The sequence below is a fragment of the Croceitalea sp. MTPC5 genome (genome assembly GCF_036985505.1).
Taxonomy (GTDB): Bacteria; Bacteroidota; Bacteroidia; order Flavobacteriales; family Flavobacteriaceae; genus Croceitalea.
This window is the reverse complement of sequence record NZ_BTGQ01000005.1, coordinates 79,707-101,549: the sequence shown is the minus strand read 5'-3', so window position 1 is coordinate 101,549 and position 21,843 is coordinate 79,707. Positions and strand designations below refer to the sequence as shown.

The following is a 21,843-nucleotide window of genomic DNA, read 5'->3' as shown; positions in this document are numbered from 1 at the left end:
TTTTTTAAGAATGAATGACTTAAATCGATTGCGATTCTATTCCTATATTTGTTTGTAATCCAATTACAGAAATACGATTTATTTTTGCATGTATATATAAATATATGCAAAAATATTACACATAATATAGAATTTTGCATATCATAAAGGAATTAAGGCGTAAAAACGGTATAAATCAATCTGATTTGGCGTCGGCAATAGGCGTAAGCTTAAGAACAATTCAACTTTATGAAAAAAAAGATGCGAATATTCCAATCAAGAATTTGACTAAAATCGCTGATTTCTTTGACAGTACCATTGCCGAGTTGTACCTACAAGAGGTCAATGAAGAAGATGGAATATATACACATAAAAGGGTTTTTAGTACCCATGGTAATATTTGCCACGTTTTAAAAAACGGCAAGTTCTTGATAGAGGCACCTTTACTTTTGGCCGATTCACATGACACTTTTTTAGAAAGCGTAACGAACGAAAAGGCACTTGAAAGGCCCGTAAAATGTACATTTTTAATTGACTATTTCGATGATGGGGGCTATATGGCCTTTGAGGTAATAGGTGATTCCATGAATGATGGTAGCGTTCATAGTATCCCTAACAATGCTTTGGTTTTAGGTGTCAAAATTGATAAGGGGAATATTTTTTCCGACGCTGAAATGAGCGGGTTTTTGAATAAGGCGTTTGTGATCGTTGGTCAAAATAGAATTATTTGTAAACAAATTACAGGGTTTAATGCCAAAAATCAGTCCCTGACCTGTAGCAGTTTGAACGATTCACCCGAATATCGTGATTTTGAGATTCCGCTTGTCGATGTCGTAAGTATATTTCGCGTTGTAAAAAGACAGTTTTAACCTTTCCATAGCTATCGAATTCCACATAGGATTGTTGCTGCCCTATCTAGGGTCTCCTCAGTTTTGGCAAAGCAAAACCGCAGTTGTTTGTTGTCTTGGTTGTTGAGGTTGAAGACTGAAATGGGTATACTTGCGATTTTATGCTCTTTTATAAGCCTTTGTGCAAAAGACAGGTCACTTTCATGTGTGATTGCTGAGTAGTCTAAAATTTGAAAATAAGTGCCTGAGCAAGGACTTATTTTAAAACGGGAACCCTCAAGCGCATTTAAGAAGTAATCCCTTTTCTGTTGATAAAATCGACCCAACGATAAATAGTGATCTGGGTTTTTCAAATAGTGCGCAATACCCTGTTGCATAGGGTGGTTTGCACAGAAAACGACATACTGATGTACTTTTCGAAATTCTACCATTAACTCTTTGGGGGCCGCACAATAGCCCATTTTCCAACCGGTGACATGAAAGGTCTTTCCAAAAGATGCACAAAGAATACTTCTCGAAGCCAAGTCTTTAAACTTTGCGGCACTTTCATGGGTATTGCCATCGAAAACCAGATGTTCATAGACTTCATCACTTATCAAGATGATATCGGTATCTTTCAAAATGGCTTGAAGGCGTAGCATATCTTGCTTAGAAAGAATGGTTCCGGTAGGGTTATGTGGGGTATTGATGATGACCGCTTTGGTCTTTTCGTTAATGGCAGATTTAAAACTTTCCCAATCAATTCGAAAATCCTTACCTAAAAGTTGAATGGCAACGGCAACACCGCCACAAAGTTCAATGGCCGGTTCGTAGCAGTCGTAGGCAGGTTTAAAGACAATAACTTCATCATTTGGAGTTATGAATGCTGAAATCGCCGTAAAAATGCCTTGGGTCGCGCTAGCGGTTATGGTAATTTCAGATTCTGGATGATAGTAATGGCCATATAATTTCTCAATCTTTTCGGAGATAACCTCTCTAAGTGCGTATACGCCCTGCATTGGGGCATATTGATTATATCCTTCGGAAATAGCATCTTGAACTAGCCCAAGTAATTTGGGATCTGCATTGAAATTTGGAAAGCCTTGCGACAGATTTACGGCATTGTGGGCCTTGGCAAGTTTACCGATTGCCGTGAAGATGGTGGTGCCTACATGGGGGAGTTTGGATTCAATCAAGGGTGTGGTTTTTGAGATGCTCGATAACCGAATGTAAGCATTCTTCTAGGTTTTTATCCACTTCTTTTTGCCAAAACCGAAATACGGTATAGCCCAGTTCTTTCAAAGCAGCGTTCACTTCTCGATCTCGCTGCATATTGCGTTCGATTTTGGCAATCCAAAATTCTCGGTTGCTCTTCAGTTTGGCCTTTCGCTCTTTCCATTGATAACCATGCCAGAACTCACCATCAATAAAAATGGCGGTCTTGTATTTTTTTAAGAGGATGTCGGGCCTGCCGATTAATTTTTTGTAATCAATGCGATAACGGTAACCAGCGGCCCATAGGGCTTTTCGAAAGGCTAGTTCTGGTTTGGTATTCTTACCACGGATCTTGCCCATGATCTTAGAGCGTTCCGGCGTAGTGTAGAAACCTGATTCTTCGTTGAACCTTGGCACTTTTATCGGTTGTTCTGAATATTTTTCGGGCATGCTTCAAGATAACAAAAACCGTGAATTAAAAAGACCTGTTGGATATCGATATCCAACAGGTCTACTACTTCATGTTTGATTTATGATTACCCTTTCACGCTGGCCGCCAAGTACTCGCGGTTCATACGGGCAATATTCTCTAAAGAAATTCCTTTTGGGCATTCTACTTCGCAGGCTCCGGTATTGGTGCAATTTCCAAAACCTTCGAGATCCATTTGACGCACCATGTTCAAGACCCTATCGGCTGCCTCTACTTGACCTTGCGGTAGCAAGGCAAATTGAGAGACTTTTGCAGAGGTGAACAACATGGCGCTGGCATTTTTACAAGCAGCCACACAGGCACCACAACCAATGCAGGTCGCTGCATTGAACGAGGCATCGGCAGCGTCTTTCTCGATAGGAATGGCATTTGCATCTACCGGACGGCCCGAGGTGTTCACAGAAATGTATCCACCAGCCTGTTGAATACGATCGAATGCGGTTCTGTCAACAATGAGATCTTTGATAACAGGAAACGCTTTTGCCCTCCATGGCTCTATGACAATGGTATCACCATCATTAAAACTGCGCATATGCAATTGACAGACAGTGATTCGAGAGTCGGGACCGTGTGGGCGACCATTAATCATTAAAGAACAGGTACCGCAAATACCTTCCCTACAATCGTGGTCAAATTCTACAGGTTCTTCGCCTTTGTTGATTAAATCTTCGTTCAATACATCGAGCATCTCTAAAAAAGACATGTCGCTTTCAACACCATCAAGGGTGTATTGGACCATGCTTCCTTTCGTAGCTGCGCTCTTTTGTCTCCAAATCTTTAAATAAATTTTCATAGCAATATGTTATTTATAAGAACGTGTCTTTACTTCGATATTTTCATAATTCAATTTCTCTTTGTGGAGTTTGGCTTTTCTAGGGTCACCCATATACTCCCAAGCAGATACGAAGGTGTAATTTTTATCATCGCGTAGGGCTTCACCCTCAGGTGTTTGGTATTCTTCCCTAAAATGCCCCCCACATGATTCGTTTCTTTCGAAGGCATCCTTGGCAAAAAGTTCACCCAATTCTAGAAAGTCGGCTACACGGCCCGCTTTTTCCAATTCTTGGTTTTTGGCATCTGCACTACCGGTGACCTTTACATTTTCCCAAAAATCTTGGCGTAGTTCCGCTATTTCATCCATAGCTTCTTGCAATTCTTTTGCATTACGGGCCATACCACATTTATTCCACATGATTTTACCTAATTTTTTATGGTAGTAATCAACGGAATGTTGGCCTTTGGCCGATAGCAATTTTTCGATTCTCTCCCTTACGTTTTTTTCTGCTTCTTCAAATTCCTGTGTCTCCGTAGAAATAGGTCCGGTACGGATGTCATCCGATAGATAGTCACCAATAGTATAGGGCAATACAAAATAACCGTCGGCCAGGCCTTGCATAAGGGCAGAAGCACCCAGGCGGTTTGCGCCATGGTCACTAAAGTTAGCTTCTCCCGCGGCATAGCAACCCGGTATACTCGTCATTAGATTATAATCTACCCAAAGGCCGCCCATGGTATAGTGGACCGCCGGATAAATCATCATAGGTGTCTTATAGGGATTTTGATCTACGATTTTTTCGTACATCTGAAAAAGGTTCCCGTATTTAGCCTCTACTACTTCTTCCCCTAACTTCCTTACGGTGGTGTCATCGGGGTTTTTCATTCCTGAGGTCAATGCTTTTTCACGACCATAGCGCATAATGGCGGCATCAAAATCCAGATAAACCGCTTCACCGGTCTTATTCACACCATAACCTGCATCACAACGCTCTTTAGCGGCTCGAGATGCAACATCGCGAGGCACGAGGTTACCGAATGCAGGGTATCTTCGTTCTAGATAGTAATCCCTATCTTCTTCTGCCAATTCAGTTGGTTTCAATTTACCTTCACGAATGGCCTGAGCGTCCTCTAGTTTTTTAGGAACCCAAATACGGCCATCGTTTCGTAATGATTCTGACATCAAGGTCAATTTTGATTGATGGTCACCTGAAACGGGTATGCACGTGGGGTGGATTTGTGTGAAGCACGGGTTCGCAAAATGGGCTCCCCTTTTATGTGCTTTCCAAGCTGCCATAACATTTGCCCCCATACAATAGGTAGAAAGAAAGAACAAGTTACCATAACCACCTGTTGCCAAAACAACGGCATGTGCCGAATGTCTCTCAATCTCGCCGGTTACGAGGTTCCGTGCTATAATACCCCTTGCTTTTCCATCAACCAATACCAAATCCAACATCTCATGTCGCGTATGTGATTTGATTTTACCGCGTTGTATCTGACGGTTCATAGCGGCATAAGCACCTAAAAGTAATTGTTGCCCTGTTTGACCTTTGGCATAAAAAGTTCGGGAGACCAGAACCCCACCGAAAGAACGGTTATCCAAAAGGCCGCCATATTCCCTTGCAAAAGGAACCCCTTGGGCCACACACTGGTCGATAATACTGGTCGATACTTCTGCGAGACGGTGCACATTTGCCTCACGGGAGCGGTAATCGCCGCCCTTTACCGTATCATAGAAAAGTCGGTAGACACTATCACCGTCACCTTGATAATTCTTAGCTGCGTTTACACCGCCTTGTGCCGCAATGGAGTGCGCACGTCTTGGGGAATCTTGGTAACAAAATGTTTTTACATTATAACCCAATTCTGCCAAGGTTGCAGCCGCAGAACCACCCGCAAGCCCTGTACCCACTACGATGATATCGATGTTGCGCTTATTGGCAGGATTGACAAGGTTGATTTCGTTTTTATGCTTTGTCCATTTATCGGCCAATGGCCCTGATGGAACTTTAGAATCCAATACTCCCATAAATTAGTGTGTTATTGGGTTAAGATGGTGGTATAAAGCAATGAACGCGAATATCAATGGAACAACCACCGCAAATAATTTAGTAAATTTTTTAATGGCCGGGGTGTATTTGTTGTTAACCCCCATGCTTTGAAACGAGGATTGGAATCCGTGCCATAAATGTAAACCTAATAGGCCAAAAGAGACCACATAGATAATCGTTCTCCAAAACGGGGCAAATTTCTCAACGGTCTCGGCATAATACCTTGTCGGGTCTTCTGGATTTGCCTCAATATACTTGTAGGTCATCTCATGTACCCAAAAATCATAGAAATGTAGCCCTAGAAAGGCCAAGATCACCAAACCAGAATAGATCATATTTCGTGACACCCAAGAGGCATTTGCACTACCTTGATATTTTGCATAGCTGATTCCCCTTGCTGATCGATTTTTGGCCTCCAGTACAAAACCCATGACAAAATGGACAATAACACCGATAATCAAAATAGGTTGCATGGCATACTGTACTATGGGGTTGTAACCCATAAAATGCGATGCTTCATTGAAAAAGTCCGGTGAAATTACCGATGCTAAATTGATGGAGACATGTAATACTAGAAAAATCACTAAAAAAAGACCTGAAAGTGCCATCACTACTTTTCTGGCTAGTGAAGATGTAATCAATCCACTCATTAGTAGTTGGTTTTAGTTACAAATTTAAGTTACAAGCTAGTTTTTAACAAGCTTTCAACAATGCAATCCTTCTTATTTAGAAACATTATAAGCAGCGTACGAAAACGTTTGATGAAAGTATTCAAAACCCTTGGTTTTCGTCGTGAACCTTGAACAAACTTGTCGGATTTTGGTAAAAAACATTTTGCATTTGGTACAATGGTGTTTTTTGACCGATATTGATGGTTGAATTTTTAGGAATGCAACTGGAATTGGACGTGCCAGTCGATTTAAAATGGAGCAAATACCAACAAAAACAGATAGTTGTCACATGGGTGTCTGCCGAACGAACAGGCAGTCGAGGCCTTGAAAAATTGAATGTTTAAAAAGGTTTCGACTTCACTTGTCTTGCAATAAGGCAGGCTGACCTGATATTAGGTTTTAAATCACTGGAAGCGGGATAATTGACAAATTTCTTATGTCGAACTTACATTAATATGATAGTCTAATGGATATTGCCTTGCTTTCTGTGAGTTTGAATGTACATTCCACCAAAAGAATTGCCGAAGAAGCCAAAAATAGGGGGCATTATGTTGAGTTGATAGACCATACCAGATGCTCGGTCAAATTAGGTGATGGTACGCCTAAGATTTTTTTTGGGGAAGAGGATGTCACCAATGAGTTCGACGCCATCATTCCAAGAATAGGGACTAAGGTCACCCGACATGGGGCTGCGATAGTGAAACAGTTTGAAATGAATGGGGTATTCAGTACAGCACGTTCTTTGGCTATCACCAGGGCAAGAAATAAGGTGCGTACCCTTCAAATAATGGCCCGAAAAGGTATTCCGGTACCCGAAACATTGTTTTCAATCAATCCGGATAATATTGAAGATCAGATACGCTTACTTGGTGGCCCACCCGTAATCATAAAAATTCAAGAAGGTACACAGGGTATCGGTGTTATTCTGGCAGAAAGTAAAAAATCAGCAAAATCAATAATAGACACCTTTTATAAAATGGATACCAGTATTTTGCTGCAACGTTACATCGAAGAAGCCAAAGGCGAAGACATTCGTATTATCGTAGTGGGCAATAAAGTGGTGGCCAGTATGAGGCGAACCAGTGAAATCGATGAGTTTCGATCTAACGTCCATCGTGGGGGTCAGACCGAAGCAGTGGAACTTACGCAAAGAGAGAAGTACATTGCTCTAAATGCGACCAGGCATTTGGGCTTGGGCGTTGCCGGAGTCGATCTAATGCGTTCGAAAGACGGGCCACTCTTGTTAGAAGTAAACGCCTCTCCAGGCTTAAAGGGTATTGAAGCGGCCACTGAGGTCAATGTTGCCAAACACATCATACAATTCGTAGAACGAAATGCACTCAAATCAGGAAGTAAATAGGCAGATTACCATCAATGGGGCCATAGTTGCACCAGGGCAAAACAAACAGTTAAGAATCGAAATAGCGAGTTTGCCCACGGGTACCATTATAGACATACCGGTACATGTATTCAATGCCAAAAAACCTGGCCCGACAATTTTATTGCAGGCAGGATTGCATGGTGATGAAATAAATGGTGTCGAGACGCTGCGAAGAATGCTAGAGCAAAAAGATTTTGACGTTCAAAAGGGTACGGTGATAGTCGTGCCGATTCTGAATATTTTTGGATTTATCCATTTTTCAAGGGATGTGCCTGATGGCAAAGATGTCAATAGAAGTTTTCCAGGAAGTAAAAACGGTTCATTGGCCAGTCGAATAGCCTATCACTACACGAAGGAGATACTTCCCCAAATTGATTTTGGTATAGATCTACATACCGGGGGAGGTCAGCGACATAATTACCCACAGGTTCGGTACACTGATGGTGATAAAATGAGTGAAGAAATGGCGAAATTATTTAATGCTCCTTTGTACTTTTCTTCACGCCTTATCAATGGATCTTTTAGAAAGGCAGCTTTTAAAATGGGGAAACCTATTGTAGTCTATGAAGCCGGGGAGAGTATGCGTTTTGATGAATTTTCGATAGAAACTGCAATTTTGGGAATCAAAAATATCTTAAGCCATTATGATATGGTCTCAAGTACCGAAAGACCCCTACAAATAGCTTCCGTACATCTACAAAAGACAAAATGGATAAGGGCCCCAAGGGCAGGCATGTTCATTCCTGAGGTCAAAAATGGGATGTTTATAAAAAAAGGTCAAAAATTGGGTTGTGTCACAGATACTTATGCCAAAAAAAGCAAGAAAATCAATTCACCTATTGATGGTCATGTGTTTTGTGTCAATCATCAGGCCGTGGTAAATCAGGGTGATGCTCTATTTCATATTGGGATTTGATACATCATCTGGGGAAAAGTCCTTATCGTTAAGCGAAGACTTTATTTTTATCGCATTTTGCGTTATACGCACTTCGCAGCTTAAAAGGAGGTATTGATTTAGGTAATTAAATAATGACCTCAATCGCAACAATAATTGACATTTGGGCTTTAAAATGGCACTAATTGAAGTTACCTCCTTTTTTTTCGGAGAGGGGATGATAGTTGTTGGTATGAAAAGGAATCATTCAAGTACCTAAGTCAAAATACGCAAAGCAATGATTTTATAGTGCTATGTTTGACTGATGTGCTTTTGCAGACTGAAGTAGAGGCGACAACGCACAGGTCTTTAGCCGAGGGTTGCTTGGTTGGCCAGTTCCTTTTTCTTTTCAATTTTAGATAAGCTCCATGCAATGGCCTCTTCCAAATCCATAAATTGTTTGATGGAATTTTTGAAAAACATTCGCTCCATGACCAGACTTGCAAAACTACCTTTGGTACTGCCTACCACCGAATAGAAGCTCAACTTGTTTCTGTTGGTATAAAATTTTACCCAATCAGCAGGAACTACATAATAACTATTCACTCGATTGGAAATATAGGTAATGGGCATTTCTTCGCCAAAAACTTCCTTTGCCGCGGCAATAACTTTTTTCCCCATTTCCCAACCAAGGGTTACTCCCTCATTTATTTCAGAAATGACCAAACCATTGAAAAAATAGAAAGTCCCGAATTGGTACTCCCTTATTTCTCGAATGTTCTTAAAAAAAGGGATATCCCTTACCCTTTTCATTGCTTGAAGTTTTTAATTAAGTTGGATGCTAAAGATACTAATAATCTTGGTTTTTCTAAGCAGGATAAATAGAATATTGATTAGCGATTATTCTTACAAACACCAGAGAATTAGGAGTTTAGGTGCTTTACGACCTATTTCTCCATGTTCTTTAATTGTATGCCGAGCGCTTTGGTCGAAAGCTGTACCTCTATAAGCGAAAGTATCAATGATATCATTAAAAAAACCAAACTTATGCCAAATAATATCTTCGCTAGAATTTGAAATTCTACATACACCAAGAACATGGTTACAGCCGCCAACAGAAAACTGATGATTGCAGTGGCCTGCATGTTTTTGATGATCTCCAATCGTTTGCGTAAAGAAGCTATTTGCTTTTTTAAAGGTGACGCCTCGGTTTCTTGAAATTGCTTGTGTAGTTGTCTGATCAGTCCAGCAATAGCCAAATAACGGGCGTTGTAGGCCAACATGGTCAATGAAATGGCCGGAAATAAAAGTGCAGGAATCGTTAGGTTCAGGAGCATGCTATTTGGCATTAAGGATTTTGACGAAACTACTAAAAATCGCAAAAGCCATTATTGCATAAATCACAATTTTAAAATCAAATTATTGACATATACCTAAAAATCGTTTTATTTTATTGAGTATTACGTATTTTTATCGAAGTATGAACGAATATTTACCCTTGATCATTCAGTTGCTTGCTGGTGCTATTGGTGGAAATTTGGCAGGCAGGCTTTTACCAAAATTAGACTTGGGAACTTTAGGGAATTCCCTATCTGGAATTGTTGGGGGCGGACTTGGCGGAACCCTATTGGTAGTGTTTGATTTGGTGGTCAACAACGGAATTGATATGCCCAATATTGTGGGAAGCATTGCGAGTGGTGGTGTTGGTGGCGGCATTCTCATGACCATTACTGGAGCACTGAAATCTGCGATATCCAAATAAGTGTCCTCAGTCCAAAACCGTTCAAGTGAAAAGGCTTCTAAACCCAATTTTTCTACTTCATAACGCTCCATCTTAGCTATTTTCTTTCACGATTACCGTCTAAGTTTACGTAAACCTGTAATTCATAACCGTTTTTTACGTCAAAGCACATAACACCATCAAATCCATTGAACTATGAAACTGGCCACCCTGGCATATAGCTTTTTGATAATTATTTCTTGTGCAAACAATACGGTCAAAGAGAGGCAAGCACAAGCCGTTGAGGAGAGTCCGACACAACATAACAATGAAGTCGCTGAATATGATGAAGCCCGACAAGACGGTATTGAAAGGCCAATTGAAGAAGTGACCGTTCAAGAACCCAGCACGATAGAAAGGGGAAAAGGTGTGAAAACCGATAGTGGGGATGGAATGGTAGAGGCCAGGCATAAATTTGCTGATGCAGCCACTTCCGATGTTTCCTCTGGAACTACTAAAATGGAAGCCAATCAGAATGAAGAGACGGCAGATGAGGTTGAGAAAACTGCTTCACAAACCCCGAAAGTAGAAATAGAAGTGGCAAGTACCCCTTCCCACAAAACTTGGGATCAATTGCTTCAAAAATATGTAGATAATGACGGAAATGTAGCTTATGGTAGTTTTAAAAAAGACATCCTTGAACTTAGTGCCTATTTAGACCTTCTTGCCAACAATGCGCCCACCTCGAACTGGTCTAAAAATGAAAAGCTGGCCTATTATATCAATTTATACAACGCAGCAACGGTTAAACTGATTTTGGATAATTATCCCACCAAAAGCATTAAGGATATTAAGAGACCCTGGGGAAGGGATATTGTGAAGATTGGTGATGATTTAGTGTCTTTGGGGCATATCGAGCATAAGGTGCTACGCAAAATGAACGAACCCAGAATCCATTTTGCGATTAACTGCGCTTCGTATTCCTGCCCAAAGTTGGTCAACAGGGCTTTTACAGCAACCGAAATGGAAGGTCAACTGAAGACAGCTACCAAAGATTTCATAAACGATACTACTCGAAATCAATTTAGCGCTAACGAAGCGAAACTTTCTGAAATCTTTAAATGGTATAAGGGTGATTTTACAACAAATGGGTCTTTAAAAGACTATATCAATCGGTATTTGGATGAACCCATGACTTCTGAAACCAAAATCAAATATTTGAAGTACAATTGGAATCTAAATGAGAGGAAATAAGTTGTCATCATCAAAGTTATGTTGGACAGCCAGTGATACGATGGCTGAAACCATTACTCCCTTCTAAATATGACCGTGAGGTTGGTTTTATGATTTTATTTTCTTTCCAAATTCCAATTGCAACTCTGTCTTCTTCAACTGTTCGTTGAGTGCATTTACCTCTACTTTTAAAAAGCTGTCGAATTTTTCTTGGGCCCTACGAAGGCGTTTATTCAGTACCTGATATACTTCACGTTGCTGGTCGGTAGGTTTAAAATCCACACCAAATCCACCAATATCACTTGCTAATGCACTTATACGACCATATAACTTCATAGGTGATCGAAAAGCATCTTCACGTGCTCCGGTCAAATGGATATCGTATAAGGCGCCAGCTATATTTTGGGCATTCGAGAACAACTGTTTTGCCGTAACCTTGTCTTGGGTTTTTTGTAATTGTGGAATCAAGGTTTCCAATTCAGACTTAATGGCCTCAATATCATTGATCATGGTTACTGCCAGGTTCATGGCATCACGAAGCTCTAATGAAAATGTCACTTGCTCTTGAATACTCTCTTTGGTTCCAACGGTATTCGGGTCTTTTAATACGGTCAACTCTCGAACAAATTCTTGATTGCCAATGATAAGCTTGACTTTATAATTATCTGGTACGACCCGTGGGCCGAATTGTCCGCGCCATAAATCCAAATCCCATGTAACCAATGGCCGCCAACCCTCGCCGTTCAATTGCACCCAAGGCCTTCCCGGCGGTGTGGTCTTCAACCTGGGCTTGTAAGTGGGTTCATAACGTAAATCCCATACTGCACGGTGCACCCCGGCGGATTGTTCCCCTTTCAGTGTTCTCACGATTTCATTGGAGTCCGTTAGAATTTGAATTTCAACTTTTTGTTTGGTACTATTTTTTAAATAGTAATTGATATAGGCCCCATATTTTGGATTTTGTCCTGAATTCAAACTCGGACCGTCCGTTTTAATAGCTTGTTGATTTTGAAAACGATACGCCGGGCGAAGACTAAAAAGATGTGCTTTTGTATTTTTTACTTCATCAAACTCACGTAGTGCCGAAACATCATCTAAAATATAATAGCCCCGACCGTAAGTGCCTATAATAAGATCGTCAAACCGCTCTTGAATTTCTAACCAGTAAATTGGCGCTGGGGGGAGATTATTCCGTAATCGCATCCAATTATCCCCGTCATCAAAACTGAGATACAATCCATTGTCAACGCCTAAATAGAGCATTCCCTCCCTTTTTGGATCTTCTTTGATGACATGAGCGAAACTATGAACCGATTTTGGAACCCCTTCACTTATTTTTCTCCAGGTTTCGCCATAGTCTTCCGTTTTATACGCATAGGGGTCAAAATCTCCCATTTGATGCAGATCTACGGTGATATAGACCGTGCCTTTTTTATATCGTGAGGGTTCAATATTGGCAATGGTTCCCCATTTGGGTAAATCAGTGATATTGTTGGTGACATTGGTCCAGTTTTCCCCACCATCTTTGGTAAGTTGTACCTGCCCATCATTACTACCTGTCCAAATAACCCCAGGCTCCAAAGCAGACTCCTCGATACTAAATAGGGTAGCACCATCAAAAGTCATTAAATTATCTACGGCAATACCCCCAGAACTTTGTTGGTGCGTCTTATCGTTCAAAGTTAAATCAGGACTAATGACTTGCCAGCTTTGACCATCATCATCACTTTTATGCACGAATTGACTGCCTACATAAACACGATGTTCGGTATGGGGTGAAAACGATAAAGGAAAGTTCCAATGCCAGCGGTATTTTAGTTTTCCCGGTTCCCAACCATAACCCGCTTCCGGCCAAACCCGAACATCGCGGGCATGCCCTGTTTTCGCATCGTAACGTTGCAGACCACCATCATAACAACCCGACCAAACAATAGTATTGTCCAATGGGTCGGGTTGGGCAAATCCACTCTCACATCCGCCGACACCTTTCCATAATCCTAAGGGAATATACCCTTGTCGGCTGTTACTAGGGCCCTTGTAGGAGTATCCATCTTGGCGGTTTCCATAAACATTATATGGAATTTGATCATCGACTGAAACATGGTACATCTGGGCAATAGGCAATACAATCCTTTGGTATGACTTTCCTCGATTTGAGCTAATACTGGCACCCCCATCGTGGGCTACCATAATACGATTCGCATTGGTCGGATCGACCCAAATATCATGATTGTCACCACCAGCACGATATCCTGATTTTAGCGTTTTACCACCATCTTTGGAAACACTGAATTTTACCGATGCAAAATAGACTTCATTGGGATCATCTGTAGAAACTGCCATTCTTGTGTAATAGGGGGCACGCTCATTGATATCATGGTTTCGGGTTTGCAAGGTCCAGCTTTCGCCAAAATTTTCAGAACGGTAGAGGGCGGGGCTATCAATCTCAAAAAGTGCATAAACGATATTGGGTTGCGAATGTGAAATAGCTACGGCAGTTTTTCCTACCGGATTATTTTCCCCACCGGGTAATCCGTTTTCTGAAAGGGGCTTCCAAGTCGTACCGCCGTCCATAGAGCGATAAATTCCGCCACCTGCACCGCCACTTCGCAATCCCCAGGTATTGATATGGATCGACCACATGGCGACCATAAGTTGATCTGGATTATTAGGGTTTAATGCCATATCTGCTGCACCGGTGTTCTCATCAATAAATAAAATACGTTTCCACGTTTTACCGCCATCTACGGTTTTATAAACCCCTCGGTCTTGTTGAGGCCCATAAGTATGCCCCAAAGCGGCGGCATAGACAATATTGGGATTCGTGGGATGCACCAAAATGCGACCGATACGCCCTGTTTTTTTTAACCCCATATTTTTCCATGTCTTTCCAGCATCTTCAGATTTATAGATGCCATCACCCATAGCGTGTGCAGGGCGAATCACAAAGGTTTCTCCCGTACCCGCCCAAACGATATCAGGATTGGTTGGGGTAATCGCCAATGCCCCAATGGAAGAAGCCTCTTGGTCATCAAAAATGGGTTTCCAATTAATTCCACCATCGGTTGTTTTCCATAATCCGCCAGAGGCAGCACCGATATAGGTAATCATGGGGTCGTTTTGAACACCTGCAATGGCAATCGTTCGATTACCTTCAGGACCAATAAAACGGAAATCAAATTCTTTAAAGGCTGATAAGTCGTTTTGCGCAAATGTTATCAAAGAAATTAGCGCAAAGAATAAGAGTAGCTTGAATTTCATAAGGATGTTCGTTGGTTGGAAAACAGTTCTTAAATTTACGGAATATCACGTTATTTCCTTTTTAACTTAATCAATGAAGAAAGTACTAGTTGTTTTGTGCATTAGTTTGCCAATGCTATCGGCTTTTGCCCAAGAAGTTGTGGGTTCACGGCTAACTGATGCACACGTTGATGTTGAAGGAACCAAAATCAGTATGGTTCCCCCAAAAGGATTTACAAAAGCTGCGAATTTTGCAGGATTTCAGCAAGATGAAAGTGGATCAAGCATCATGGTGTTGGATTTGCCAGGACCTTTTTCAGAGGTTTCAAAAGGATTCACCAAAGAAGGTTTGCTTACCCAAGGTATGACATTGATCCAACTTGAAGAAATGACCCTTAATGATTCACCTGCCGTGCTTCTAACTGCGGAACAAGATGCCTATGGCAATACCTATAAAAAATACATACTGGCCTTTGGTACTGAGAAGGAATCGATATTGGTCAATGGAACATTTATCAAAGATGGCCCTGAATTGGACGAGCCAATAAAAACTGCTTTGTTAAGTGTGGTTTATCACTCAGAAAAAGAAATTGACCCTTTCGACACGGTAGATTTTGAAATCAATACAAACGGTACGGGATTTTTATTTGCAAAGGGAATGATGAACGCTTTAATATTCAACCGTGATGGTAAAATACCGTCACAGTCTGATGATCAAGCAAATTTTATTGTCGGCAAGGCATTTTCTGAAATACTTACAGGTGACAAAGAACAATTTGCCCTGAACCGCATAAAACAACTACCTATAGCGATTGAAGAAATCGTTTCCATAGAACCAATTGAGATTGATGGTATGAACGGATTTGAAATTGTTGCTGACGGAAAAGATAGAAAAACGGGCAGCCTTGAAAAAGTGTATCAGGTGATGCTTTTTACCGACAATCTATACTACATTTTGTTGGCTTCCTCAACAGCTGATTTTGATGAAAATATTGACCTTTTTAAAAAAATGGCGAGAACCTTCAAGCGAAAATAAATGGGTCTTGCTTAGTATTGAAACTAAAGAAAACCTAATAAGTATCTTAATATTACAGTTATGAAATACCACCAAATACCCAATCGACTTTTTATCAAAAACCGTAAAAAGTTTATGGCCCAAATGAGGCCCAAAAGTATTGCGGTATTCAACTCCAACGATATTTATCCGATAAGTGCCGACAGTACCATGCCTTTCGAGCAGCACCGCGATATTTTCTATTTAAGTGGTGCGGATCAAGAAGAGACCATACTCGTATTGTTTCCTGATGCGATGGATGCAAAACATAAAGAAATCTTATTTGTTCGGGAAACCAATGCCCATATTGCGGTTTGGGAAGGGGAAAAATTAACTAAAGCAAAGGCGACAGCCGTTTCAGGCATTCGAACCATTTACTGGTTGACCGATTTTGATAAAGTGTTTTTTGACCTAATGACGGAGGCCGATACGATTTATTTTAATACCAACGAGCACTATCGGCAAGCCGTAGAGACCCAAACCCGTGAAGACCGCTTTATAGCTAAGTGTAAAAAAGATTTTCCGGCGCATCAATGGGCAAAAAGTAACCCCATTCTTCAGCAGATTCGAGGGGTTAAGGAACCTGAGGAATTGGAGCTGATGCAAACCGCCTGTAACATTACCGAAAAAGGTTTCAGAAGGGTATTGGGCTTTGTAAAACCTGGGGTTTGGGAATATATGATAGAAGCAGAACTGCTGCATGAATTTATCCGCAACCGTTCAAAGGGCTTCGCTTACACGCCAATAATTGCTTCTGGCAACAATGCCAATGTATTGCACTATATAGAGAACAATCAGCAATGTGAAGAGGGAGATCTAATTTTAATGGACGTAGCGGCGGAGTACGCCAATTACTCAAGCGACCTTACCCGTACCATACCCGTGAATGGAAGGTTTACCAAACGCCAAAAAGAGGTTTATAATGCTGTGCTTCGCGTAAAGAATGAAGCGACCAAATTATTGGTTCCGGGAACCCTCTGGGCAGAGTATCACAAAGAATGCGGAAAATTGATGACTTCAGAATTATTGGGATTGGGATTGTTGGATAAGGCCGACGTACAAAATGAAAATCCGGATTGGCCTGCGTATAAAAAATATTTTATGCACGGCACCAGTCATCATATTGGTTTAAACACCCATGATTACGGGGAGCTTAAAACACCCATGAAGGCCAATATGGTCTTTACAGTAGAACCTGGCATTTACATACCTGCTGAGAAAATGGGCATTCGACTGGAAGATGATGTGGTTATACAAGAAACGGGGGAACCTTTTAACTTAATGGAGCGTATTCCGATTGAAGCAGAGGAGATCGAAGAGTTGATGAATAGTTGATGGTTGTCGGTTGTTGGGTTCTAGTCTATTGTCATATCTAGCGCAGTCGAGATAAGAGTTAGAAATCTATGCTTATAAAAATGCTTTTACTGTTTTTATAACAGCCCTATATTAAAAAAATAACCCCCCCCCCCCCCGACTCAGCTTATAAAACAGGAGTCTTGATTGGTACTTATTTACCTTTTGTAATTTTGGTTATTACGGATTATGCGATTTATTATTACACCAAAAAGAGGGAGGTTTAGAGTAAATCAATTAATCACAGTCGCCAACTTGCATTTCTTCTAGGGTCTTTCCAAAACCTGCATTATATACATCCCATGTTCCCATTAATTGGCCATCCTGAATTAGATTAGTTAATGCACAGTAATCCCTAAGTTCAAAACAGTTATCTATTCTAATATAGTTTCTAGATAAAATTAGATTTTCTAGGCCATTAAGAGTTGTTAAGTTGGGATTATCCGTTATTAAGAAACCTTCTATTTCTGTCAAACCTTCTAATCCATTAAAAGATATAAAGTTTTGACAAAACGTAACCTGAATGAATGCAGTAATTTCGTTACCTATTCTGATTCCTTCAAAGTTGATAAGTGAATCGCAATTATCAATTTCTAAAAAGGTTCCAATATTTGATAGACTAATTCCATTAAGATTATTTAAAACAGGTAAAGACTTTAATGAAATTACTCTGGCATAGTTTAAGTCATTAAGTTGTTCTATCGATTTTAGTACAGGATTACTTTCTATGGTGATGGTCTCCAAATTCAAAATGGAGTCCATACCATCTAAAGACTCTAAATTTTTATTGTTCTGAATGGTCATGGATTCAGTAACACTTTCTAATCCATCCAACCCTTCTAGGTTTCTTAGGTTATCGTTGAATTGTAATGTCAATTTTTTGACATTTTCGATACTTTCTAATCCAGCCAAATTATTTAAAGAGTGATTAAATAAAATACTAAGAGTATTGTGAATAGTCGTCAGGTTACTAAGGCCTTCAAAATCTTCAAGAGCAAAGTTTTCCGCAATTACTAGGTCGGTTAATTCTGTGATATTTTCCAACCCTGTAAGATTCGATAATGACAAATTTGAAAGAATATAAATACCCGTAATAGGAGCGGATTCCTCAAAATCTGCCGCCTCAGCTGTTAGCTTTTGAAGATTTTGAAGGCCATTAATAGAAAGCAGTCCTCGATTTCGTCTGATGATTAGGGCACCTGCACTAGAAAGGTTTTCAAGTCCATTGAGATTAGTTAATTTTTCATTTTCTTCTATAAACAAACTCCCTTTGATTTCTGTTAATCCTTTTAAATTGGATAAATCTGTTATTGCATCCTCACTTTCGGAACTATTAATAATTAGCGTTCCATCAATTCCATTATAACAAAGTCCACCAAAACTGTCGACTTCTGATTGAGTGCTTAATGAAATGTCTCCGTCATAAAAACCTAAATTACAAGTTGTAGTAACAGAAACAGGGCTTGACCAATCACTGAAGACAGATTCACATAAACCTCTTACGTATACATCAATTGTTGAATTAAGGTCTAATGACACCAATGTGATATCTTTGCTATTAGAATTTAGTCTTGTACCTTCACCTAGTGAGAACTCTTGGGACCCATACTCAATTTCAAAAGAGTCATAATTACCAGTTGTATTCCAACTTATCTCTGCGGTATCATTTGACACATCTCCCAAAATCAGGTTGATTGCCGCGTCGCATTGGTTTAGTTCTTCTTGCTCTTCAGACGGATTGTCAGCTGAATCATTTGAGCAACTTACTAAAAGCATTAAAAGAATTGAACTAACTTTTTTGAAATATTTCATTGTGAGCAATTTTTTTCAAAGAAAAAATAAATTCTAATCTCAGACAATTAGATATGAGATTTATTTTCAGTCTTAAAATTAGAACTTAGCTCTGCTCATTGTATTCGCCATCAAAAAAGCGACAAACGCCGGCAGCACCCATCCCATTTGATATTGACCCAACGGAATCCAGTCAAGAGTTCCCCCTTTGGAGAGGGGGCCAATACTTCCTAAAAAATCAGGAATACTAAAAATAATCGTTGTCAAAACTACCCATCGAAACACCTTTTGCGAGGCAAATTTATTAGGGACAACGTTGAGCACTATCAAAACGATGGTAATTGGGTAAATAAACATTAACGCGGGCAGGGCTACTGCAATAATATAGCCTACATTAAATTGCCCCATGACAATACCTAAAAGGCAGCTGACAATCGCGGTAACTAGATAGGCTGTTTGTGAATTGTTAAACCGCCCTTTTACAAAATCAGCCGTACCGGTAACAATTCCCACTGCCGTCGTGAAACATGCCAAGCTCACCAGAATGCTTAAAAAGATGTTTGCCGTACTTCCTAAGGTCTTAATGCTAATTCCACTAAGTAATGCAGTGCGCGAAGTATCAGCATCAAATTCGTTGTGCATCAAAGCCCCGGTCAAAACCAGTCCTGTATAAATTAAAAAGAGCCCGAGGCCTGAGAACAATCCCGCTTTGGCGATGGCACTTTTTTTCTGTTCATAAGGTATTTTATCATTTTTCAGGTTGATAGATACTATAATTACACCACCTACGACCACTGCCCCAATGGCATCAAAGGTCTGGTAGCCCTCTAGAATTCCACTGGTGAAAGGGCTGTCAAATTGTGTTTGCCCAAAATTAAATTCGAACCCGAATAAAGCCTGTGCTATAATGCATATCAAAATCAAAATGATGGCTGGGGTCAGAAGCTTGCCGATTACATCTAAAATTTTGGAGCGATTGATAACAAAGATGAAGACCAAAACAAAATAGACAACACTGGTCAATAATGATGGCGAACCAAAGAAAGGTGCTATGCCCATTTCGTGGGTTACCGATGCTGTACGGGGTGAGGGCAAACTAATGGATATCGCATAGACCAAATAGCAATAGATCAGACTAAAGGTAGGGGAAACCTTCTTCGCGAAATCAAACATGGTGCCCTGTAGTTTTGCATGGGCCAAAATTCCAAAAATAGGAATCAAAACTGCTGAAAGACAAAATCCTAAAGTAACCAACAGCCAAGCATCACCTGACTTGAAACCAAGTTGTGGGGGTAAAATCAGATTACCTGCTCCAAAAAAAAGTGAGAAAAGTGCGAATGAGACTACAAGCACGTTTCTTTTTGTGATCATAAGACATAAATTATTTGGAAAGATAGGTCAAATTTGTATATTGAAATCGTTACCAGTTCAACGGATTTTTTAAACGATTGGTCGATGAAGTGCATTTCATCGAAAAAATTAAAAAAATCGATTCGTATAAGTAATAAATTGGATTTCAGTACCGTTGCAATTAATATGTGTGCCAAAAACATGGTTTTTCACAACAAACAAAACTAAATAAGTACATGAATCGACCCCAAATCGAAACTGTGCTACTACCAATACCAAGCTTATGAAGAAAACTATTACTCCCGATGGTAATAAATTTACTGGAATCTTCTGCAATTTTTTTGGCCACCATTTCGTGGTTTCAAAAAAGGTTACTGACCACATCAAAGAATACCGTTGTATACACTGTCAAAAACAGGTTACGACAGACGAAAGGGGAAAATTATCTACACTGACCCCAGAAATGCAGGAAATCAATAGTACGTTGGAGGATATGTATCAAAAACGCAATCGAAGGTCTACGAGAAGGATTGAACCCAAGCGAGTAGCCTAATAGGCCGCTAACTTAAGCTGGTATCAATATAAAAGCCATTCCTGGAGATTAGGTGCGCGCCCTTATTCTTATCCGTCCTGTGCCCCATGACCGTAAGATTAGGATTGCCCTTGATTTTCGGGAATTTTTCATTTTTTCATAACAAAGAAAAATAGCAATTGGTGCATTACCGTTTTTTAACTGCTTTCGAATGGGAAAGTAACCGAAAAGTACGTTATTGATCAGCTTCCGTAAAAGAATTCCAACCTTGGGCCTTTAATGGTATTTTGGTATTTGCCCTTGTAATCAAATGCGCACCTTCAGAAGGTTTGGTCATGTGCCCAATCACGGTCAAATTAGGATTACCCTTGATTTTCGGGAATTCCTTTTGGTCAATGGTAAACAACAATTCATAATCTTCACCGCCACTTAGGGCAATCATGGTACTATCCATTTTAAATTCTTCTGATGTGGTAATTACGGTGGGGTCTAAGGGAATCTTATCTTCATATAGATTGCAGCCAACCTGACTTTGTTCGCATAAGTGCAAAACTTCAGAAGAAAGGCCATCGCTAATATCGATCATCGCAGAGGGGTGAACCTCCAATTTTCTTAAAATTTCAACGATATCCTTTCTGGCCTCAGGTTTTAGTTGTCGCTCTACAATATAAGAATAGGGCTCTAGGTCTGGTTGGTTTTGGGGGTTTACCTTGAAAACCTCTTTTTCGCGCTCCAAAACCTGAAGGCCTAGGTAAGCGCCGCCTAAATCCCCCGAAACAACTAGTAAATCATTTTCTTTTGCCCCTGAACGATAAACGATTTGCTCTTCTTTTGCCTCACCGATGGCCGTCACGCTAACAAGCATACCGGTATTGGAAGAGGTGGTATCGCCACCAATCAAATCGACGCCATAAACCTTGCAGGCCGTTAAGACCCCGGCATAAAATTCTTCTAGGGCCTCAAGTGGAAAACGGTTCGAAACGGCGATGGAAACGGTTATTTGTGTTGCAATGGCATTCATCGCATAGATGTCCGATAAATTCACAATGACCGATTTATAACCCAAATGTTTCAGGGGCATATAGCTCAAATCGAAGTGAACACCTTCTATCAGCAAATCTGTAGAGATTACTGTTTTTTGTTTGGCAAAGTCAAGTACTGCAGCATCATCACCAATACCTTTGAACGTGGATTTTTGTGTGACCTCAAAATCTTTGGTAAGGTGTTTGATAAGTTTAAATTCACCGAGTTGCCCTAATGCGGTTCGTAATTGGTCTTTATCTTCTATCATGTTACAAAAATAAG

At 40.4% G+C, this 21,843-nt stretch carries 20 protein-coding genes; 9 read left to right on the top strand and 11 right to left on the bottom strand.

The features are described 5' to 3' along the window. The first annotated feature begins 134 nt into the window (after positions 1–134). Entirely contained in the window at positions 135–848 is a 714-nt protein-coding gene (locus AACM45_RS15710) for a helix-turn-helix transcriptional regulator (RefSeq protein ID WP_339143915.1), read from the top strand. A gap of 11 nt (positions 849–859) precedes the next feature. Here the strand turns inward: AACM45_RS15710 and AACM45_RS15705 are convergent, their stop codons facing one another. The 5 genes from AACM45_RS15705 to AACM45_RS15685 form a co-directional block, all read right to left on the bottom strand. Continuing rightward, on the bottom strand, positions 860–2,002 hold the full coding sequence (locus AACM45_RS15705; protein ID WP_339143914.1) for a methionine aminotransferase: 1,143 nt from the start codon (positions 2,000–2,002) through the stop codon (positions 860–862). Beyond that, the gene (locus AACM45_RS15700; protein ID WP_339143913.1) at positions 1,995–2,471 is read right to left on the bottom strand and encodes a very short patch repair endonuclease; all 477 of its coding nucleotides are present in this window, start codon (positions 2,469–2,471) and stop codon (positions 1,995–1,997) included. Before AACM45_RS15700 ends, AACM45_RS15705 begins: the two co-directional genes overlap by 8 nt. 86 nt (positions 2,472–2,557) lie before the next feature. Next, positions 2,558–3,304, bottom strand: coding sequence for a succinate dehydrogenase/fumarate reductase iron-sulfur subunit (locus AACM45_RS15695; RefSeq protein ID WP_339143912.1), 747 nt, complete (start codon positions 3,302–3,304; stop codon positions 2,558–2,560). Between the two features lie 9 nt (positions 3,305–3,313). Next, a complete protein-coding gene (locus AACM45_RS15690; RefSeq protein WP_339143911.1) occupies positions 3,314–5,317 on the bottom strand; it encodes a fumarate reductase/succinate dehydrogenase flavoprotein subunit in 2,004 nt (667 codons plus the stop codon). A gap of 3 nt (positions 5,318–5,320) precedes the next feature. Next, on the bottom strand, positions 5,321–5,989 hold the full coding sequence (locus AACM45_RS15685; RefSeq protein ID WP_339143909.1) for a succinate dehydrogenase cytochrome b subunit: 669 nt from the start codon (positions 5,987–5,989) through the stop codon (positions 5,321–5,323). Between the two features lie 221 nt (positions 5,990–6,210). Here AACM45_RS15685 and AACM45_RS15680 point away from each other — a divergent pair, with 221 nt between their 5' ends. The 3 genes from AACM45_RS15680 (at position 6,211) to AACM45_RS15670 (ending at position 8,307) form a co-directional block, all read left to right on the top strand. Next, positions 6,211–6,354, top strand: a complete 144-nt coding sequence (locus tag AACM45_RS15680; protein WP_339143908.1) for a hypothetical protein — start codon at positions 6,211–6,213, stop codon at positions 6,352–6,354. 122 nt (positions 6,355–6,476) lie between these two features. Then, positions 6,477–7,370 carry a RimK family alpha-L-glutamate ligase gene (locus AACM45_RS15675; RefSeq protein ID WP_339143907.1) on the top strand — a complete coding sequence of 298 codons (894 nt, stop codon included), beginning with the start codon at positions 6,477–6,479 and terminating at the stop codon, positions 7,368–7,370. Beyond that, entirely contained in the window at positions 7,345–8,307 is a 963-nt protein-coding gene (locus AACM45_RS15670; RefSeq protein WP_339143906.1) for a succinylglutamate desuccinylase/aspartoacylase family protein, read from the top strand. The genes AACM45_RS15675 and AACM45_RS15670 overlap by 26 nt, the downstream gene beginning before the upstream one ends. Before the next feature lie 327 nt (positions 8,308–8,634). Here AACM45_RS15670 and AACM45_RS15665 read toward each other — a convergent pair whose 3' ends face one another. Both AACM45_RS15665 and AACM45_RS15660 read right to left on the bottom strand, forming a co-directional pair. Then, the gene (locus AACM45_RS15665) at positions 8,635–9,078 is read right to left on the bottom strand and encodes a hypothetical protein (RefSeq protein WP_339143904.1); all 444 of its coding nucleotides are present in this window, start codon (positions 9,076–9,078) and stop codon (positions 8,635–8,637) included. Between the two features lie 134 nt (positions 9,079–9,212). Beyond that, positions 9,213–9,602 carry a DUF2721 domain-containing protein gene (locus AACM45_RS15660; protein ID WP_339143903.1) on the bottom strand — a complete coding sequence of 130 codons (390 nt, stop codon included), beginning with the start codon at positions 9,600–9,602 and terminating at the stop codon, positions 9,213–9,215. A gap of 143 nt (positions 9,603–9,745) precedes the next feature. Here AACM45_RS15660 and AACM45_RS15655 point away from each other — a divergent pair, with 143 nt between their 5' ends. Together AACM45_RS15655 and AACM45_RS15650 are read left to right on the top strand one after the other, a co-directional pair. Then, the gene (locus AACM45_RS15655; protein WP_339143901.1) at positions 9,746–10,027 is read left to right on the top strand and encodes a hypothetical protein; all 282 of its coding nucleotides are present in this window, start codon (positions 9,746–9,748) and stop codon (positions 10,025–10,027) included. Between the two features lie 174 nt (positions 10,028–10,201). Further along, positions 10,202–11,239: a DUF547 domain-containing protein gene (locus tag AACM45_RS15650; RefSeq protein ID WP_339143900.1), complete on the top strand. Its 1,038-nt coding sequence runs from the start codon at positions 10,202–10,204 to the stop codon at positions 11,237–11,239. 87 nt (positions 11,240–11,326) lie between these two features. Here the strand turns inward: AACM45_RS15650 and AACM45_RS15645 are convergent, their stop codons facing one another. Further along, positions 11,327–14,479, bottom strand: coding sequence for a VPS10 domain-containing protein (locus AACM45_RS15645; RefSeq protein WP_339143899.1), 3,153 nt, complete (start codon positions 14,477–14,479; stop codon positions 11,327–11,329). A gap of 73 nt (positions 14,480–14,552) precedes the next feature. Between AACM45_RS15645 and AACM45_RS15640 the strand changes: the two genes are divergently transcribed. Both AACM45_RS15640 and AACM45_RS15635 read left to right on the top strand, forming a co-directional pair. Continuing rightward, positions 14,553–15,494 (top strand): hypothetical protein, encoded by a 942-nt coding sequence (locus AACM45_RS15640; RefSeq protein ID WP_339143898.1) that lies wholly within the window; start codon positions 14,553–14,555, stop codon positions 15,492–15,494. A gap of 60 nt (positions 15,495–15,554) precedes the next feature. Continuing rightward, entirely contained in the window at positions 15,555–16,847 is a 1,293-nt protein-coding gene (locus AACM45_RS15635) for an aminopeptidase P family protein (protein ID WP_339143897.1), read from the top strand. A gap of 255 nt (positions 16,848–17,102) precedes the next feature. On the opposite strand, the gene AACM45_RS15630 is transcribed toward AACM45_RS15635, so the two are convergent. After that, a complete protein-coding gene (locus tag AACM45_RS15630; protein WP_339143896.1) occupies positions 17,103–18,677 on the bottom strand; it encodes a hypothetical protein in 1,575 nt (524 codons plus the stop codon). 78 nt (positions 18,678–18,755) lie between these two features. Next, a complete protein-coding gene (gene brnQ, locus AACM45_RS15625; RefSeq protein WP_339143895.1) occupies positions 18,756–20,027 on the bottom strand; it encodes a branched-chain amino acid transport system II carrier protein in 1,272 nt (423 codons plus the stop codon). Between the two features lie 262 nt (positions 20,028–20,289). Here brnQ and AACM45_RS15620 point away from each other — a divergent pair, with 262 nt between their 5' ends. Continuing rightward, the gene (locus tag AACM45_RS15620; RefSeq protein ID WP_339143893.1) at positions 20,290–20,559 is read left to right on the top strand and encodes a hypothetical protein; all 270 of its coding nucleotides are present in this window, start codon (positions 20,290–20,292) and stop codon (positions 20,557–20,559) included. Positions 20,560–20,773: 214 nt separating this feature from the next. Here the strand turns inward: AACM45_RS15620 and thiL are convergent, their stop codons facing one another. Then, positions 20,774–21,829: a thiamine-phosphate kinase gene (gene thiL / locus AACM45_RS15615; RefSeq protein WP_339143891.1), complete on the bottom strand. Its 1,056-nt coding sequence runs from the start codon at positions 21,827–21,829 to the stop codon at positions 20,774–20,776. Between the last annotated feature and the right edge of the window lie 14 nt (positions 21,830–21,843).